Source organism: Alcaligenes sp. NLF5-7 (genome assembly GCF_024266725.1).
GTDB lineage: Bacteria > Pseudomonadota > Gammaproteobacteria > Burkholderiales > Burkholderiaceae_B > Alcaligenes > Alcaligenes phenolicus.
The window spans coordinates 467151-485495 of record NZ_CP100755.1 but is presented as its reverse complement, the minus strand read 5'-3'; the positions used below and the strand labels follow the sequence as shown (position 1 = coordinate 485495).

The following is an 18345-nucleotide window of genomic DNA, read 5'->3' as shown; positions in this document are numbered from 1 at the left end:
AAGGATGTTCAGATGAAAGAAACCAGTCGTCGCACCGTCAATCATTACCAGGACCATGCGCAGGCTTATCGGGACGGCACGTGGGACCATGATGTCAGCCAGAATCGTGATGCTTTGCTGGCGGCCATCGGCTTGCCGGGGCCCGTGGATATTCTGGATCTGGGCTGTGGACCGGGGCGGGATCTGGTCGCGTTTCAGGCCATGGGCCATCGTCCGGTGGGGCTGGATGGCTGTGCGGTTTTTGTGGAGATGGCTCGTCAGCAAACTGGCTTGCCGGTGCTGCATCAGGACTTTCTGGATTTGAATTTGCCCGCTGCGGCTTTTGATGGCGTGTTTGCCAATGCGGTTCTATTCCATATACCCAGCGCGGAGCTGCCTGCGGTTTTGACTGCTTTGCGACACAGTCTGCGACCGGGCGGCGTGCTGTTCTCCTCCAATCCGCGTGGTCAGGGGCAAGAAGGCTGGAATGGTCAGCGCTATGGTTGTTACTACAGTTGGGAGCAGTGGTCAGAGCGTCTGGAGCAAGCGGGCTTTGAGTATATCGATCACTTTTATCGCCCCACAGACAGGCCGCCGCAGGAGCAGCATTGGCTGGCTTCCCTGTGGCGCGTACCGGCTTGAACAGGTGCAAAATGGTGAATCCCTGACCTGGCTACTTAGGTGATTGTTTTATAAGCCTATTTTTTGCTAATACAGGGGTTTTCCCTATTTTTATGCACATCTTTTGTGGATAAGCCGGTTTTCAACAAGCAAAGGCTTGCCCGAGGAAAAAAATGGTAAAGAATTGTCGATTCTCTGCTCGCCATTTCTAAGTGCTTGATTGCACGGGGATAAGTGCAGTGATTCACGGTTTATCCTGTGACTTGTCCACATTTTATGGGGATAAGCTGGCGTCTGTTTCCGGATTTGGATGTTTTCTGTTCGTGGTTTTCAAGTGGCTGATACTACGGAAGGTTTTTCTGATTTGCCCAGTTTTTCCTATGAGCTATCCACAGTTTTCGGGGATAAGATGGTGGGCTTGCTCAACTTGGGTTCAGACCCGTCCCAAGGCTATGATGCGCACTAGCAATGTTTACCCTTGGCGGCCAGTCCCTTCGGTGCTTTGCCTTTTAATTGAGGAGATTGAAACGTGGAAAAATTGCAAGCCTGGATGACAGAGTTTCCAGCCGTTGTCGCGATTGCGCTCAACGTCGTGATTGCTTTGTTGATTCTGATTATTGGCTGGTGGCTGTCTGCCGCCGCCGGTCGTGCCATCAAGCGCATGGCAGCCCGCTCGCCGCGAGTGGATCCGACGATTGTGCCTATGGCCCAGTCCGTAACGGTCTGGACAATCCGCATCTTTGTGCTGATTGCCGTGTTGGCCCGTTTTGGTGTGCAGACCGCCAGCATTATCGCGGTACTGGGTGCCGCCGGTTTGGCGGTGGGCTTGGCCTTGCAGAACACACTGCAAAATATCGCCGCCGGCATCATGTTGCTGATGCTGCGTCCCTTGCGTGCGGGCGAGTTTGTGTCGGTTGTTGGTAAAGGTGACGGCACCGTGCAGGAAGTGGGTTTGTTCCTGACCCGCTTTGAGCAAGTGGATGGCATTCAATTTACGCTGCCCAACAGCCTGATCTGGGGCAACCCTATCATCAACTACAGCCGTAACACCACTCGTCGTTTGGACTTCGGGGTGGGCGTACGTTATGGCGATGATCTGGACCTGGCCATCAAGCTGCTGCAAGACCTGCTCAATGAACATCCTCAGGTGCTGAAAGACCCGGCTCCTTTGGTCATGGTCATGGAGTACAAGGACAGCGTAATCACCGTCAATCTGCGTGCGTGGATCAATGCTGCTGACTTCTGGGATGCCCGTTTTGATCTGTTCCGCCGTGCGGTCCAAGTGCTGAATCAGGCTGGTTTGCAGACGCCCGTTCCAGTACGTGAAATCGTGCAAACGGGTGGCGAGAAAAAGGCTGCTTAAGCCTTGGGCTCAGGGCCTGATTTCCAGATCCTGAATACGATTTTGCCGGGTTCAAGCCCGTGCTGTTCTGACCTGACATGGGAATGCCCCAAGCCTTGCTTTTAGCGGCTTGGGGCATTTTTTTCGGGTTAGCCTGCATTGGTCTTACTGCGGGCTTCTCCCATACTGTACTCTTTGCTCTGGCGCTGTTTTTCCACCTGCCCTCACGATGTTTCTGATCGACGAAAAAATCACGGTACGACGCTTGGAAGTTCTGCTGGCTTTTCTGGAAGCTGGCACGATTGCCCGTGCCGCTGAACAATTGGGCACCAGTGCGGTGAGCGTGCATCGGGCCTTGAAAAGCCTGGAGGAAGGGTTGCGCTGCCCGCTGTTCTTGCAGGAGGGCCGCAATCTGGTGCCACAGGAGTCGGCGCGCGAGCTGGCCGAAGCGGCCAAGGAAACCATACGCACCTTGCAGCACGGCATTGATGCTGCCCGGGAAGCCGGGGGGTATTCGTCGGATCAGTTGCGCATAGGTTCCATGTACTCGCTGACGATACGTTTGGTGCCGCGCCTTTTGGTAGAGCTGAAGGTTCACAAGCCTTTATTGCAGATTGATCTGGTGCTGGACTCCAACGAGAAGCTGTTGCAAAAGTTGCGGGGCGGTCATATTGACGCAGCCTTGATCGAGTTGCCACAGGAGCAACCGGATGATCTGGAAGTGCTGCCCATTTTTGATGATGAGCTGATGTTTGCTGCTCCCATGGATTGGCAAGGATCGGACTCGTCCGTGGTGGATCTGGAGCGTTGTTCCAAGGAACGTTTTGTGTCGCTGACCGATGATTTTGCAACGGGGCGGGACATGCAGCGCATGTTGGCCAAAGCCGGGTTTGATGCCGATATTGTGATGCGCACCGGAGACATCTTTTCCTTGATGAGTCTGGTCAGTGGTGGTGTGGGATGCTCCCTTTTACCTGCGCGAGCCAAAGCGGTTTTTTCTGACAAGATTCAGTGGCTGAGCCTGGAGCAGAAGTATCGACATTCACAGCGTATCGGCCTGGTGTGCATGAAGTCGCGCGAGCGCAGCCCGAATGTGTTGAGCTTGTTACGGGCCTGCCGGATCGTGCGTACTCAGTTGGAAAAAGAAGGGCCGACGTCGGGCTGATACGGGTCTGCGCAAGCCGCTGTCTTGCGTTTATCCAGCCCAGCGAGATAGCCAGCGCTGCAAGCCATCCAGGGTTTGGAACTCGTCCACACTGCGCGCAGGAATCTCCGGATAGCGTTGATTCCACATGGTCGCTAGACTGCGGCCCGGACCAATCTCCAGCACCACATTGGGCTGTCGCTCTTCAATCTGTTCCATGCAGGAGTCCCATTGCACAGTTTGCATCAACTGCGCTGATAAGGCCTGGGCAGCGGTAGTGGCGTTATGCACCCATAGACCGGCATTGGTGGGCCAAGGCAAGGTTGGGGCAGTCAGTTCGCTTTGATTCAGTTGCTCTTGAAAGGCCTGGGCCGCGCTGCTCATCCAATGGGTATGGGAGGCAATATTCACGGCCAGGGGTGTGCAACGTGCCCCTTGTTCTTGAGCGAATTTTTCCAGGGCAGCAAGCTTGTCACGTGGTCCCGCACAGACAGCACTATCAGGACCATTGCGTATCGCCAGGGCAGCGCCGTGCGCTTGGCACCATTGCTCAATCGTCCGGATTGAAACCCCACTTATCGCCAGCATGCTGCTGTCCTGTCCGGCCCCGGCTTTATCCATCAAGGCGGCTCTTAGTCCGGCGAGCTGGATGGTATTGCTGGCATATAACACACCCGCTACACAAGCGGCTGCCAGTTCACCAATGCTGTAGCCCGCCACGGCCACCAAAGATCGCCTGGAGGTTTGCAGAGCAGGGACGTGCTCCTGCAATTCCTGCCAAGCGGCCAAGGCGCAAGCTGTCAGCAGAACTTGGGCATGGGCATTGGTGCTGGCCCAACGGGTATCGCGCATGGCAGCGCGCCAATCGGGAACGTGCAACTGTTCCTGCATTTGCAGCAGCGAGGGGTTTGCCGGGTTCATCCAGGGCAGCATGTCTGCGTATTGCATGCCTTGCCCGGAAAACAGCAGGGCGATTTTCATAGTCAGGCTCCAGTAGGGCGACGCTGGCTGGCACTGCCGGGTGCATAGGCTTGCAAGCGATCCAGCCAGCAGCAGGCCGACAAGGTGTCGGCTGCGCCGCCGGGGGACAGGCGACGTTTCATGAAGGCTTGATGCAAGGCTTGCGCGCGCTGCACCGCATCGGGGCTGAACGCACTGCCTGCTTGCAAGTATTGTGTGGCGCAGTGGCGCGCGTAGTGTAGCCCCTCCAGTCCGCCACGATGGGCCAGATTACTATCGTCAAGGACCGCCATAACAGAAAAGAAGGTATGCAAACCCACGGTTTGCAACTGCTCTTCTGCCACTGGTGTGCTGTGCGGAGACAAAGTTTTGACAGCGACTTGCCAGGCGGGCCAGGCCGTTTCAAACAAGGTGGGAAAGCCCTGGGCTGCTTCCTGGTTCGCGCCTTGCAAGCCATAGCGGCGTACCGCCCGTCCGCCCGGCAGTGCGGACGAAGCTTGCAGGCTGCGGGCCTGTAAAGCCGCCCCCCATAATGTTTGAAGTTGGTCCCGAATCGTGGCGGGAGTCAGGGTGCGAAAAGGTAGGCAAGAGCCTGCGGCTGCGCACAACAGACCCAGCATGAAGATGGCGCCACGGTGGGTATTGATGCCCCCGGTTGCCGCCTGCATGCGAGCCTCCGCTGCAATCCCGCGAGTTTGCAGCTGGCTGAATGGAACACGCTGTTGGCCCAGAGCCGCCATGTCAGAAAAATAATGGCGCAGGGCAAACAGACTGCGATAAAAAGTGCTGGCATCCATATCGTCATGGCTGCCGCTGTCGAGCAAGGAAACCAGCCCCGGTTTGGGAGCCAGAATCAGCTCGTCATACAGCGCCAGAACCGCCGCACGGCCTATGGCCGCACAACTCCAGGAACGGGATGGATCCATGAAGTCGGCGGCAGTGGGGCGAGGCGCCAACGTTCTGGTTTCAATTGCATCAAGCAGCATGAGAGGACTCCGGAGCAGGAGCGTGCTCGGGCCAGTCCGAGTGCGCCTGAATACGTACACCATGAGTGCGTTTGATCATGACTTTGCTGCTGGCACCGCTGCGCCATTGCTGCCATTCACGCCAGGCGATGGCCGCGTCATCCGGGAACAGCAACTCTCCATCCAGGCGGGGCAAACCGGACAATTCGCTGATTGCACCTAATAGCTCCACCAGACGATCTGCTTGCGTGGCGCTCTGCACGGGTAGCAGCAAATCCAGGTCTGAACCTTCACGCACATAGCCCTGTCCTGTGATCAGTTCCCAGCCATAACTGCCATAGACCTGAGCCGTGCAGCCATGTGCTTGCATACGCTGGCATAAGCTCAGCCAGTCTTGCGCCAAGGAGGCTGGCAATAAGGTTTGGGCTTCATGGGCGGGGGGGAAACTGCCCCAAGACAGGCTCTGGTTTTGGGAAACGATCAGGGACAGACGTTGCCGCCCCCAATCGGTCGGTAAAGGAATGCCCACTTGCAACTGTCCGCTATGCAGTTCGCCTGGCTGACGGCTGACGACCAGCGGCCAGCCTCGAGCCTGCCATTGACGCAGGCTCTGGCAGACGTGGCTGGTCAGATCCAGATCAGTCAGCACCTGATCCCAGGCTGTGTTGTCCAGCGTGATCAGGTGGTGACGGCGAGCGGGCAGCTGGGCGTTCATCAGGATGCCTGCAAGACCTGTTCAATGATCTGGGCAGCCAGGCGGCGGCCACCACGTTCGGCACCATCGCTGGCGCGGCGATCCTGATCATTGGATTGAGCCAGTGCTGCCCGCAAGGAAGCACGCAGTTGCTCTGGCGAGCTGCTGTCCCAGACAGACTGAATGCCTCCCATGGCCACGTAGTTGCCTACGCCGGGCGCAAAGACCGGATTGGACTGCGCCAGCTCTTCCAGCATGGCTTCGGGCAGCTTGGTCACGCGGGCCATGGCAGGAATGCGCATGACGCGAATTTCGGCTTCGGGCACGGCATAGCAGGCATCGGCAATCAGGCCGGAGGTGATGAAGCCACCGGACAGGGCCTGGTCGTACACCAGCCCAATGACCTTGTGGCCTTTGCGTCGGGCCAGATCCAGGCACATGCCCAAGTGAGCCATGGCGCGGTTGATGCCCAGCAGCTCATCGCGGCGGCGCAGTTGCTGGCCTTGGGTATCGACCAAAAGCAGCAGGCTACGGCCAGGATGGTTCTTGATGGTGTCCAGCACGGCCTGTGCCTGGGTCAAGGCCAGGGACACGCCGATGGGGGCGTGTTCCGTCGTGCCGATCACGGCCAAGGTTTCACCATCAAACTCGGCATTGCCTTGCAAGAACAAATCCTGTTCGCTAATGCTGTGCTGCGTATCGAACAGCGATTGCACCAGTGTTTCCCATTTCATGACAGCGCCTCCTGGCTGCGTAATGCTTTGACGGCTGCAGCATCCATCTGCCCGACTTGATCACTTTGTTCCAGCCCCAGTGCTTGCCACAAGGCTTGGGCCTGATTTTCAGTTTGGTCCCATTGCTCCACAGGCAGCAGGGCTGCGCGGTGTGCCAGCAGCTGATGTTCCTGTTCCAGCTCTTCCAGGGTGACGGGACCACGAGCTGGATTCTTCAAGCCTTGTACGGCAGCGGCGCGGAAAGCGGCCACGGTGTCCGGTACAAGGTCGTCGCAATCGGCGGTCAGCCAGCGGTGTTTTCCGCCACTGGTTTGCCAGACCAAAGCGCGGTCCTTGGAGTCGTATTCTTCGACTCCGTGGGAGGCTTCAATCACTTCCGGGCCGGACATGGCCAGACGGCCGACGTCGCTCATGATCAGGTGGTTGGTGCAGCGGGCCACAATGCCCATACCCCCAAAGCAACCGTTTTGCCCGCCTACCAAAGCAATCACAGGCACTCCGGCATTACGCGTGTCCAGCAGGGCGCGCATCACTTCCGAGACGGCTATCAAACCGGCGTTAGCTTCGTGCAGACGCACACCACCGGACTCCAGCAGCAGCACTACGCCTGCAGGGCGGTCGATCATGGCTCGACGCAGCAGGCCCACCAGCTTGGCGCCGTGGACTTCGCCCACACCACCGCCCATGAATTCGCCTTCCTGCGCCGCCACATACACGGTCTGCCCCTCCAGCAAGGCACGGCCGATAGCCACGCCATCATCAAAGGAAGAAGGCACTCCCAACTGGGCCAGATGGGGGCTGCTCAAGCGTTGTGCAGGGGGCAGCCATTCGTGAAAGCTGTTGGCGTCAAACAGAGCCTGGACGCGCTGGCGGGCAGAACACTCCAGATAACTGCTCATGACTGTGTTCCTTGTGCTTGGCTGCGTGCCAGGGCTTCGCTGGCGGCCTGGTCCAGACGCAAGCTGACCACGGCAGGGGTGGCCCCCATATCGTTAATGTCAAAGTGAATACCGGCCAGCGGATGGCGCTGGTGAAAGTCCCGCACTACCGCATCCCAGATCGTGGAGAAACCACGTGCCGAGGTATGAATATGGATGGTGCATTCGGCGCTGTCCTTGGGCTCGGCCAGCACTTCCAGATTGCCCGAACCTACCACGCCCACCAGCACAGGCTGGAAGGTGCCAATAGGCTCTTGCCCTTTGAAGCTATAGGCCAGGGTTTCCAGGCCGTGAGGAATGTTTGTCATCGTGATCTCCTAATGCAAATAGCGTGGCGGGCCATTACCAGTTACGGAAGCGTGCCGGAGGTTGATACAGCCCGCCGGAGGCTTGAACCAGATCCCGCATGCTGCGTGCGGCCAATAAATTGCGGGTGGCCTGGCGTGGGTCTATGCCCAGATCCTGAGGGCGACGGATGATGCCGCGATCACGCAGGTTCTCCACCATGCGGGCATCTCGGCCCAGGCCCACTTGCGTATAGCCGGCAACGCCCCGTATGGCTTGCTCGCGCTCTTCGTCGGTACGGCACAGCAAGAGATTGGCGATGCCTTCTTCTGTCAGGATGTGAGTGACATCGTCGCCGTACACCATGATGGGCGGCAGATCCATGCCGGTCTGCTCCTGCAGGGTCCAGGCATCCAGGGTGTCCACAAAGGCGGGCGTCATGTGTTCGCGGAAGGTTTCCACAATCTGCACCACCAGCTTCTGACCACGTGGCGTACCGGCTGCACCTTGGCGTCCTTGGCGTGCCTCTTGCCCGGCTTTCAACCAGGCGGGGCTGGCGTGGCGACGACCACGTGCATCCGCGCCCATATTGGGTGCGCCACCAAAACCGGCAATACGGCCCAGCGTGGCGGTGGAGCTATTGCCATGCAGGTCGATCTGCAAGGTGGAGCCGATGAACAGGTCACAGGCGTAGTGGCCAGCCGCCTGACAGAACGCGCGGTTGCTGCGCATGCTGCCATCCGGGCCGGTGAAGAACACATCGGAGCGGGCGCGCAGATAGTTTTCCATGCCCAGCTCGGAGCCGAAGGAGTGCACCGATTGCACCCAACCGGCTTCGATGGCCGGGATCAGGGCAGGATGCGGATTCAAGGCCCAGTGCTGGCAAATCTTGCCTTTCAGGCCCAGTGATTCGCCGTAAGTGGGCAGCAACAATTCAATGGCGGCGGTATCAAAACCGATGCCGTGGTTCAGGCGTTGCACACCGTATTCCGCGTAGATGCCCTTGATCGCCATCATGGCCATCAAGACCTGGATTTCGCTGATCTGGGCTGGGTCGCGGGTAAACAGCGGTTCGATAAAGTGCGGGCGGGGAGCGGGCACGACAAAGTTCACCCAGTCGGCGGGAATGTCCACACGCGGCAGGCGGGTGGTCTTGCTGTCGACCAGCTCGTTGACCTGGGCGATGACAATGCCGCCGGAAAAGGCAGTGGCTTCCACAATAGCCGGGGTATCTTCGGTATTGGGGCCGGTGTACAGATTGCCGTGCTCATCGGCGGCCTGGGCCGCGATGAGCGCGACATTCGGGGTCAAATCTACAAAGTAACGGGCAAACAACTCCAGATAGGTATGAATGGCACCGATGTTCAGTCGTCCTGCCGAGGCCAGCCTGGCCAGGCGCGCACCTTGCGGGCCGGAAAAGCTGAAGTCCAGGCGGTTCGCAATGCCTTTTTCAAACACATCCAGGTGCTGGGGCAAGGCCAGCACGGATTGCACCATGTGCAGGTCATGAATCTGCGCTGGGTCGACGCCCACCAGTGCGTCGGCCAGAAAGTCGGCCTGCTTCTGGTTATTGCCTTCCAGACATACTCGATCTCCTACTTGTAATACGGCTTCCAGCAAGCTGCTGGCTTTATCCGTGCTGCATATCTTGCCTTGCAAAGAGTCTCCCAGTGCGCGGCTGGCACGTTGCAGTCTTTGCTGGCGGGCTTGATTCTTAAGATTCCAGTTGCTGTCCGTCATTGGGTTTCCCTGTCCTACCTCTGTCGATGTGATCCGTTGAGTAAGCTGCCCGACCCTTCAGGATCGGAGTTCAGGCAGCGCGATAGTTAATGTGCCCAGGCGGTGGGCAATGCGGGTGGCCGCTTCCAGTAGCAGGTCATCTTGCCCAGGGCGGGCAGCCACTTGCAGTCCTAAAGGAAGCCCGTGGCTACCAAAGCCGATGGGCAAGTTGATGCATGGAATGCCCAGTGCCGTCCAGGCGCGGCACAGCACGGGATCGCCCGTCGTGTCGCGTGTGGGAGCCTCGCCCAAGGCGGCTGCGCTCAGGATCAGGTCTGCGTCGCCGAAGATCAGCTCGGGTTGGCGCTTGACCTGATTGATCAGGCCTTGAGCCTGAATCAGTTCGGCAGGTTGAGTCTGTGCGCATTTATCCAGATAAGTCTGCAAAGCAGGCGAGAGCAGTTCCAGATGTTGCTGGCGTTCATGGCTTAAATGGATCAGCACTTCAGCCCCCATGACGGCTTGCTGCGCATGGGTCAGTTCACCAAACAGACTGTCCCTGTCGCTAAGCTGAACTTCGAACTGGCCGTCATCCATTTTCAGGTGAGTCACGGTCGCTTCCAGCCGATCACGCAAATCCTCGGCAATGTCCTCCCACCAGGGTGTGTGCAAAAAGCTCAGGCGCAAAGGGGCTTGCTGCAGGACTTGCGATACTTCCGGCGTGCTGCGTAGTGCGTTGAACACAAGGCGAACATCCTCCAGACGCTGGCCCAAAATTCCCAAGGTGTCCAGAGACGGGCTGATGGTTTTCAGGCCGCTGCTGGGCAAGGCGCCGAAGCTGGGTTTGAAGCCATAAATTCCGCAGAACGTGGCGGGGCGCACCACGGACCCCGCTGTCTGGGTGCCCAAAGCTACCGGCACCACATTGGCAGCCACGGCAGCGGCCGAGCCGGACGACGAACCGCCCGGCGTGTGCTCCAGATTCCAGGGGTTGCGTGTCTTGGGTGGACTAAACAGCGCAAATTCTGTGGTGACGGTTTTGCCAAAAGGCACGGCACCGGCCGCACGCAGGGCCTGCACAATGGCAGCGTCCTGGGTGGGGCGGTTGTCGCGATAAATGGGCGAACCATAGGTGGCTGGAGCGTCCGCCGTATTGATCAAATCCTTGATGCCGATGACCAGCCCCTTCAAGGGGCCGGTGTTGTTCTCCTGCTCTTGGGCGACATGCCGTACCTGCTCCTTGTCCAGATGGGCAAAGGCCTGAATCAGATCCTCGGTTTGCTCGTAGCGGGCAATTGCTGCCTCTGCTGCCTCCTGGCTGGATGTCCTGTTTCGGGTAGCGAAATCATTCACAGACATGGCGCGTCCTTAGATCGTGAAAGGTGCGATAAGAATAGCAATCGTCAAAATGACGGTGCCAATCAGAAAGGCCACCACGGTAAAGCCCATCACTTGTCGTACATTCAGTCGCGCAATGGCCAGCACAGGCAAAAGCCAGAAGGGCTGGATCATATTGGCCACCGCCTCGCCAAAGGCCACGGCCATGGACATCAGGCCCAGGTAGGCAGGGCCGTCCTGACCAATGGCCAGGGCCGATTGCACAGCGATGGGGCCTTGCACACCCCAGTGTCCGCCACCGGAAGGAACAAACAGCGAGATGATGATGGAGGCGATAAAGGTCAGGAAGGGCAGAGTGTATTCATTGGCCCCAGTCACCAGCGCGGAGGACAGGATTTCTTCCAGGGCGCGACCGCCTTCCATGGGGATATAGGCTAGCAAGCCCATGATGCCGCCATACAGCGGGTACTGCAGAATCAACGGGCCTGCCGTTTTGGCGGACTCGACAAAGGATTTGATAAAGCGGATAGGCGTCCAGTGCAGCAGGGCACCGGTGACGGTAAACAGCATGATCATGGATGAGATGTTCAGCGCAAAACCGCTGCGCACGAAGTAGTACATACCCGCGGCAAAGAACAGCACATTCAGAATCCACAGGTTTTCCAGCTTTTCAGCCGGGGTGCTGGGCTTGGTTTTGGGCAGGTCTTTTTCAATGTCAGCAAAGACGGCGGGGTCAGGCGGCAAGGCGTAGTCAGGCTCCATGCGCCAGATCGTCAGAAACAGCAGGATGATCAGGGCCACAACTGGAATCCAGCTATAGGGCTGGAAAATGGTCAGGCTGAACGGCACCGTCATGCTGGTCAGTTGATGGATGACGTTAATGGGGCTGTTGGGGTCGGTATTGGCCAGGGCAATCGAGCTGGACAGACCTTGAGTCCAGAGCAGGTAACCCATATAACCCGAGGCAATCAGATAACCAAAGTGCACATTGGGCAGACGGCGGGCAACCTGGCGTGCAACCAGGGCACCGGCCACCAGACCCAGGCCCCAGTTCAGCAGGCAGAAGATCGCGCCCACGGCAAAGCACAGCAGGGCACCTTCAACTTGTGTGCGGGCACGGGAGGCCAACCAGATGATGGCGCGTTTCAAGGGTGGTGCTTCGGCCAGGGTGTAGCCCGTCACCAGAATCAGCACCATTTGCAGGGCAAAGGTGAAAATACTTTTGGGGCCCCATACCCCGCGATACCAGGCATCCACCATTCCTCCGGGGGTGGCGCCATCAACAAACAGGGCAATCAGTCCTACAACCAGCAAGCTCAGGATGACGGCGAACAGATACGGGTCCGGCATCCACTTTTCTACGTAACGCACGCAGATATTGGTAAAGCGGGTCAGCAAGTTTGGCCTGGGTTTGGCCGAGAGGGTAGCAGTGGTGTTCATGATGAACTTATCCTTGTTTTTGTCTCCCCGACCTGGCTAGTGGGTCGGCTGATGGATGTGGATGCTGGATACACAGTCCCGCTAGCGCGTACTCCTCGGTAATGACTGTTGCCTGTATCTCGCCTTCCTTTTTTATGGTGTGCCCCTTAGGGGGCTTATCGTTGTGCCCACAAGATAGCGACAGGCTAGTGCGTGGATCAATAAAGCAAATGTTGTTTTATTTACGCGCGGCGAAACGATGACGCGTTAACCCTAGGGGAAAAGGGCGTGCGAATGCTGCGACACGCGGCTTTGGGTATAAAGCCGCTTGTTTTACGGGAGATGGGGATATTTAGCTAAAACGAACTGATTAGAGGATCAGTTTGAGTTGCGGATAGGGCGCTGTTTGAAACGGAACTGCTTTTTTTCATACGCCAACCTGGGGGAGTGCGGCGTGGGAAGGGACTGGGCTTATAGCCAGCGTAGTTTCTCTTTTTTTGACAGGCTGAGCCTGGAGGAGCCACCTGCGTTGATTGGAAAAGCAGACAGAATGAACTTCGAGACGTAAAAAAGCACACAGGGCAGGCTGTGTGCGGATGAGGATGTTAACGATCCCGACACCATTCAGGGGGAGAAATCCGCCCAGATTTAAAACTTGTCGGCGACTGAATCCAGCGCGTCGCGCAGCAAACCGGCAATTTCTTTTTGCCGTGGCGCAGGCATGCGCTCGGTAATGGCCGTGACACTCATGGCCAGAATGGGGCGGCCTTTGTGATCGCACAACGCGCAGCCCACACCCAAAGCACCGCGTACGGCGTAGTTGCCTACAACCGAGTAGCCCCGGATACGGGTGTTGGTGACCAACTGGCGCATCTCGCGCTGAGTCATGCCACCGTACTGATCCAGCTGATTGGCATTGCGTTCGATAATCTGCTCGATCGCTTCGTCCCCAAGTGTGGCCAGATAGGCCATGCCACCCGAACCCACGCCCAAAGGCTGACGCTTGCCTACATAAGTGGCCAGAATCTGTACCGGGTAGGGGCCAATTTCGCGCCACAGGCTAACGGAGTCGTCGCCATCGCGGCCCACCAGAAAGACCGCGTCGCCAGTCTGTTGAGCCAGCTCTTGCATGATGGGCTGCATGATGGTGACACGCGGGTCCAGTCCAAACAGGCCCTGATCCTGGCGCGTGGCGCTGTAGCGACGGCTATGGCTGCTGTTCTGGACCAGACCGTGATCGATCAGGGCGGCCAGCAGCCGGTAGATGGTGGGGCGCTGTAATTGCGTGGCGCGCGACAGGTCGGTGACGCTCAGCCCTTTGCCTTGATGATTCTGCAAAGTCTTGAGCACCAGCAGGCCGCGTTGCAAGGTGCGCGGCCCGGCCTGATCCTGCGGTTCTACGGTCTCGGGAGTGTTCATGCTTGAAAACAGCTATTGCTTACCGAAAAAGTAACTCAGTAAGAATATACGCCAGCCAAGAAAGTGTCCACTGTGTGATCGCTCATAAAAGACAATGCCCGCTGGGTGCAGCGGGCAAGAGGGGTTGCGCGTTTGAACGCAGGTTTTAGCGATGTTCCGGGCCTGCCGAATCGTCTTTACGTTGTTCGGGGATGGGGTGGCCCGCTGTTTTGGCGGTCTTGATCATGGCGGTACACAGGCCGCGCAACATATCCACTTCGTCCAAACTAAGCTGGGCGCGCCCGAACAGGTGCTGCATGCGGGGCACCAGCTTCTTGGGGTGTTTGGGGTCGAGGAACTTGACGCTTTCAATGGCCTGTTCCCAGTGCTGTAGCAAGGCTTGCACTTTGGCTTGGGGAGCCAGCTCCTTGCCAGGGTCTGCCTTGCCATCCGTATGGGGCAGCAGGCTGGCACCGCTTTCAGCCAGCAGCGCGTAGCGCAATTCCCAGGCAGCCAGTTGCAAAGCCTGGGCGACATTCAGGGAACTGTATTCAGGATTGGCCGGAATATGGCAGACGTATTGGCACTGGCTGATGTGATCGTTGGTCAGGCCCACGCGTTCGGTCCCCAGCACAATGGCGACGGTTCCGGCGTGCTGGCGCAGATGCTCACGGCTCAGTTCGGCAGTCTGACGTATATCGGCGGCTGGCGGTCCTAAATAGCGGGGGCGGGCCGTCAGGGCAAAAGCCAGAGTGACCGGTTCCAGTGCATGCGCCAGAGTGGGAACAATAGTTGCTTGCTCCAAAACGTCTACGGCACCGCTGGCCAGCGAGATTGCCTGAGGGTTTTGTGCAACGTCCGGGTCTAGCGGGTCGACCAGGCATAAGTCGCCAAAGCCCATGGTTTTGATCGCTCGCGCTGCTGCGCCGACGTTTCCAGGGTGGCTGGGTTGCACCATAATGAAGCGAACCCGGTGAAAATTATCATCAAATGCCGATGCTTGCGTCTGAGTCATTTAAAATAGCTACTTTGAAGCTACGCTTCCTGTGTCTGCTCACGCGATTTTGCCCTGCAACAGGGCACGCCAGGCAGGCTCAATTATTGTTAAAAAAACGGAATTTCCATGCACCCGATGCTCAATACCGCCATCAAGGCGGCTCGCCGTGCCGGCACCATTATCTCTCGCGCCAGTCTGGACCTCCAGCACCTGTCGGTTGCGCGTAAAGGCCCTAAAGATTATGTCACGGAAGTGGATCGCGCAGCAGAGGAAGCCATCATTGAAGTATTGAGCGAAGCTTACCCCGACCACGGTTTTATCGGCGAGGAAACGGGCGAGCGCCCACCGCTGGAACCCGCAGGCGAAGGTACTCCCGAATACCAGTGGGTCATTGATCCTCTGGATGGCACCACCAACTTTATCCACGGCTTTCCGTGCTACGCAATTTCGATTGCCTTGATGCACCGTGGCCAGGCTGCCCATGCCGTCATTTACGACACCAACCGCAATGAAATGTTCACGGCCAGCCGTGGCGGTGGTGCCTTCCTGAACGACCGTCGTATTCGTGTGTCGGGCCAGACTCGTTACCACGATGCCTTGATCGGTGCACACGTGCCGGATTCGGGTGCAGGCGTGAAACCCACCTCTCCATTTGCCGATATGCTGGCCGAATGTGCTGCCGTGCGTCGCGTGGGTGCAACGGTTTTGGATCTGGCTTATGTGGCTGCAGGTCGTCTGGATGGCTTCTGCGCCGTCAACCTGCAACCTTGGGATCTGGCTGCCGGCACTTTGCTGGTGACCGAAGCCGGCGGTCTGGTGGGCGACTTTGAAGGCGAACAAACCTGGAAAGAGACTGGCAATGTGATTGCCGCCAGTCCGAAGATCTTTATTCAGATGCTGTCGCACCTGCAAGATTAAGAACCTAGACCCCGGCATTGCCGGGGTGTTCTTTTAATCACAGCGCCAAGGAGCTGAGATGGAGTGGTTGATGGACCCGACCGCCTGGGTTGGGTTACTCACACTGGTAGTTCTGGAAATTGTGCTGGGCATCGATAACCTGGTGTTCATTGCAATTTTGGTCGACAAGCTGCCTCCGGCGCAGCGCGATCGGGCTCGTGTGCTGGGCCTGTCACTGGCCTTGCTGATGCGCCTTGGCTTGCTCACGGTCATGTCCCATCTGGTGCAGCTGACCGACCCCTTGATCTCCATATTCAGTCTGGATTTTTCTGGCCGTGATCTGATCATGATCGTGGGTGGTTTTTTCCTGCTGTTCAAGGGCACACTGGAGCTGCACGAACGTATTGAGAACCGCAGCGCTCATGCTTCCGGCTCGCGCATGTATGCCAGCTTCTGGGTCATCGTGGCGCAGATCGTGGTGCTGGATGCCGTGTTCTCCATCGACGCGGTCATTACTGCGGTGGGTATGGTCGAGCACCTGCCCATCATGATGGCGGCGGTGGTCATTGCCATTGGCATCATGCTGGTTGCTTCCAAACCCTTGACGGCTTATATCAATAGTCGCCCCACGGTGGTGATCCTGTGCCTGGGCTTTTTGTTGATGATCGGCTTCTCCTTGCTGGTGGAAGGCTTTGGCGTACATGTACCCAAGGGTTACCTGTATGCGGCCATTTCCTTCTCCATCCTGATCGAAATGTTCAATCAGCTGGCGCGTCGCAAGTTGCGTATGCTGCAGGCAGGTCGTCCCATGCGTGAGCGTACGGCCGAGGCTGTGCTGCGCATGTTGGGCAAGCGTCCCGCTTCCGGTGAAACGGTCATCGGGCCGGATCTGCCCGGTGCAGCGGCGCAAATGGTGTTCGGTCAGGAAGAACGCAATATGGTCAGTGGTGTGCTGACTTTGTCCGAGCGTACCGTGCATTCGGTGATGACGCCGCGCAATGCGATTACCTGGGTGAATGTGCAGGACGATCCTGAGGTCCTGCGCGAAAAGATGACACATGAACCCCATAGCATGGTGCCAGTGTGTCGCGGTTCGCTCGATGAGGTTATTGGCATTGGTCGAAGCAAAGAGTTACTGGCAGACCTGCTGATTCATGGTCATATCCGTCTGGACCAATTGCGTCAGCCGGTTTTTGTGTATGAGTCCATCGGGATTTTGGACCTGATGGAAACCATCAAGCAAAGCCGCGGGCAGTTGGTCATGGTGACGGACGAGTTCGGCACTATTGAAGGTTTGGTGACGCCTTTGGATATTTTCGAGGCGATTGCAGGCGACTTCCCCAGCGAGGACGAACCCCCCGATATTGTCCAGGAGTCCCAGGACCACTGGCTCCTGGACGGCTCCACCGACTTGCATCATCTGGAACAGATGCTGGGTGTGGATGGTCTGGTGGATGAAGAGGAAGAATATGCCACCCTGGCCGGTTATCTGCTGACGCGTTTCGGACAATTGCCCAAGGTGGGCGATATGTGTGTGCTTGAGCAAAGCGATGCGGTGTATCGCTTCAAGGTGGAAGAGCTGGAAGGGCGTCGCATTTCACAGGTCAGCCTGGAACGTGTGCCATACGATGATGAACAAATCGATCCATTTCTGGCGTCTTAATTTTTATTGGCTTTGATTCGGACAACATGACTGAGCAAACTCTCTATTTGTTGAAAGCCCTGTTTCTGGGGATTGTTGAGGGCATCACGGAATTCATTCCGGTTTCCAGTACGGCGCACTTGCTGATCCTGGGCTCCTGGATTGATTTTTCCTCGGGCGATGCCAAGGTCTTCGAGGTTGTCATTCAGTTTGGTTCGATTCTGGCCGTGATCTGGATTTTTCGCGCCCGTTTGATTCAGCTGATCACCGGGGTCTTGCGCGGAGATCGCACCGAGCTGATGTTCACTCGCAATCTGCTGATTGCCTTTTTGCCCGCTGCCGTTATTGGTGCTTTGACGATTCAGTACGTTAAAGCGCTGTTCCATCACCAGATTGTGTTTGTGTTCACGCTGGTATTGGGTGGTTTGTTGATGCTGTGGGTCGAGCGCAAACCGCAGTACGCGAAGAACACGTCGGAGCTGGATCAGGGTGAAACCGCCACCTCGCAAAAGGCCACCGCCTTTGCCTTGGAAGAGATCACCTGGAAGCAGGCTTTGGTGGTTGGTTTTGCCCAGTGCATTGCCATGGTGCCTGGTACTTCACGTTCGGGTGCCACCATTATCGGTGGCATGTTGGCTGGTATTCAGCGCAAGACCGCCACGGAGTTTTCTTTCTTCCTGGCCATGCCAACCATGCTGGCTGCTACGGTTTATGACCTGTATCGCAACGGTGCGTCCTTGAGTGCAGATCAAAGCACCGCGATTATTGTGGGCTTTGTTGCTGCCTTCTTTAGCGCCTTGTTCCTGGTGAAGGCCGTGCTGCGCTTTGTGTCCAGTCGCACCTATCGTCCTTTTGCCTGGTATCGGATTGCGTTGGGCGGAGTATTGTTTGTGTGGCTGATGACTTAGATCTTTGCCGCCTAAGATGTTTTGAAATCCCCGCTTGCTTGACCTGCCAGCGGGGATTTTTCTTTTCAGGGAGGCTCGGTAAATGTCGTCTTTTCACGCACATACTTTACCCACCTACCCACCTACCCACCTACCCACCTACCCACCTACCCACCTATCTATCTATCTATCTATTTCTATCTATCTATCTATCTATCTATCTATCTATCTGTTTATCTGTCTAGCTGTCTATCCGTCTGTCTGTCCGCGTATCTAGCGATGTACCAATTTGATAGGCACTTTTTTGGTGATTATTGTGTTCAAGGGTTTGTTGGCAAATAGCGGGTTTGTCGCCCGTCATTTGGTCTGGCTTGGCTTCGATACGC

At 57.3% G+C, this 18345-nt stretch carries 17 protein-coding genes; 6 read left to right on the top strand and 11 right to left on the bottom strand.

What is annotated here, in order from left to right:
* Positions 1–12 precede the first annotated feature (12 nt).
* The 3 genes from MID00_RS02330 to MID00_RS02320 all read left to right on the top strand — a co-directional run bounded on the left by MID00_RS02330 (position 13) and on the right by MID00_RS02320 (position 3107).
* Positions 13–621, top strand: a complete 609-nt coding sequence (locus MID00_RS02330) for a class I SAM-dependent methyltransferase (RefSeq protein WP_250756824.1) — start codon at positions 13–15, stop codon at positions 619–621.
* Positions 622–1150: 529 nt separating this feature from the next.
* Positions 1151–1963, top strand: coding sequence for a mechanosensitive ion channel family protein (locus MID00_RS02325; protein WP_254500286.1), 813 nt, complete (start codon positions 1151–1153; stop codon positions 1961–1963).
* Between the two features lie 208 nt (positions 1964–2171).
* Positions 2172–3107, top strand: a complete 936-nt coding sequence (locus MID00_RS02320; RefSeq protein ID WP_250756825.1) for a LysR substrate-binding domain-containing protein — start codon at positions 2172–2174, stop codon at positions 3105–3107.
* 30 nt (positions 3108–3137) lie between these two features.
* Here the strand turns inward: MID00_RS02320 and MID00_RS02315 are convergent, their stop codons facing one another.
* The 11 genes from MID00_RS02315 to MID00_RS02265 form a co-directional block, all read right to left on the bottom strand.
* Positions 3138–4067, bottom strand: coding sequence for an acyltransferase domain-containing protein (locus MID00_RS02315; protein WP_009457837.1), 930 nt, complete (start codon positions 4065–4067; stop codon positions 3138–3140).
* A gap of 2 nt (positions 4068–4069) precedes the next feature.
* On the bottom strand, positions 4070–5032 hold the full coding sequence (locus tag MID00_RS02310; protein WP_254499616.1) for a triphosphoribosyl-dephospho-CoA synthase: 963 nt from the start codon (positions 5030–5032) through the stop codon (positions 4070–4072).
* The gene (gene mdcG / locus MID00_RS02305; protein ID WP_254499615.1) at positions 5022–5726 is read right to left on the bottom strand and encodes a malonate decarboxylase holo-[acyl-carrier-protein] synthase; all 705 of its coding nucleotides are present in this window, start codon (positions 5724–5726) and stop codon (positions 5022–5024) included. The genes MID00_RS02310 and mdcG overlap by 11 nt, the downstream gene beginning before the upstream one ends.
* Positions 5726–6439: a biotin-independent malonate decarboxylase subunit gamma gene (gene mdcE / locus MID00_RS02300; protein ID WP_226348580.1), complete on the bottom strand. Its 714-nt coding sequence runs from the start codon at positions 6437–6439 to the stop codon at positions 5726–5728. Before mdcE ends, mdcG begins: the two co-directional genes overlap by 1 nt.
* Positions 6436–7338, bottom strand: a complete 903-nt coding sequence (locus MID00_RS02295) for a biotin-independent malonate decarboxylase subunit beta (RefSeq protein WP_060185684.1) — start codon at positions 7336–7338, stop codon at positions 6436–6438. The genes mdcE and MID00_RS02295 overlap by 4 nt, the downstream gene beginning before the upstream one ends.
* Positions 7335–7685 (bottom strand): malonate decarboxylase acyl carrier protein, encoded by a 351-nt coding sequence (gene mdcC / locus MID00_RS02290; RefSeq protein ID WP_009457832.1) that lies wholly within the window; start codon positions 7683–7685, stop codon positions 7335–7337. The genes MID00_RS02295 and mdcC overlap by 4 nt, the downstream gene beginning before the upstream one ends.
* Before the next feature lie 34 nt (positions 7686–7719).
* The gene (gene mdcA / locus MID00_RS02285) at positions 7720–9402 is read right to left on the bottom strand and encodes a malonate decarboxylase subunit alpha (protein ID WP_009457830.1); all 1683 of its coding nucleotides are present in this window, start codon (positions 9400–9402) and stop codon (positions 7720–7722) included.
* 57 nt (positions 9403–9459) lie between these two features.
* Positions 9460–10740, bottom strand: coding sequence for an amidase (locus tag MID00_RS02280; RefSeq protein WP_250756829.1), 1281 nt, complete (start codon positions 10738–10740; stop codon positions 9460–9462).
* Between the two features lie 9 nt (positions 10741–10749).
* Entirely contained in the window at positions 10750–12159 is a 1410-nt protein-coding gene (locus MID00_RS02275; protein WP_035270901.1) for a short-chain fatty acid transporter, read from the bottom strand.
* 627 nt (positions 12160–12786) lie between these two features.
* The gene (locus MID00_RS02270) at positions 12787–13557 is read right to left on the bottom strand and encodes an IclR family transcriptional regulator (RefSeq protein ID WP_022983524.1); all 771 of its coding nucleotides are present in this window, start codon (positions 13555–13557) and stop codon (positions 12787–12789) included.
* Between the two features lie 145 nt (positions 13558–13702).
* Positions 13703–14551, bottom strand: a complete 849-nt coding sequence (locus MID00_RS02265; protein ID WP_250756830.1) for an RNA methyltransferase — start codon at positions 14549–14551, stop codon at positions 13703–13705.
* Between the two features lie 108 nt (positions 14552–14659).
* Between MID00_RS02265 and MID00_RS02260 the strand changes: the two genes are divergently transcribed.
* Genes MID00_RS02260 through MID00_RS02250 form a run of 3 tightly spaced genes read left to right on the top strand, consistent with a single transcriptional unit; the run spans position 14660 to position 17980 of the window.
* Positions 14660–15451 carry an inositol monophosphatase family protein gene (locus MID00_RS02260; protein WP_009457824.1) on the top strand — a complete coding sequence of 264 codons (792 nt, stop codon included), beginning with the start codon at positions 14660–14662 and terminating at the stop codon, positions 15449–15451.
* Between the two features lie 58 nt (positions 15452–15509).
* A complete protein-coding gene (locus tag MID00_RS02255) occupies positions 15510–17093 on the top strand; it encodes a TerC family protein (protein WP_254499614.1) in 1584 nt (527 codons plus the stop codon).
* A gap of 26 nt (positions 17094–17119) precedes the next feature.
* A complete protein-coding gene (locus MID00_RS02250; protein WP_022983525.1) occupies positions 17120–17980 on the top strand; it encodes an undecaprenyl-diphosphate phosphatase in 861 nt (286 codons plus the stop codon).
* Positions 17981–18345 lie beyond the last annotated feature (365 nt).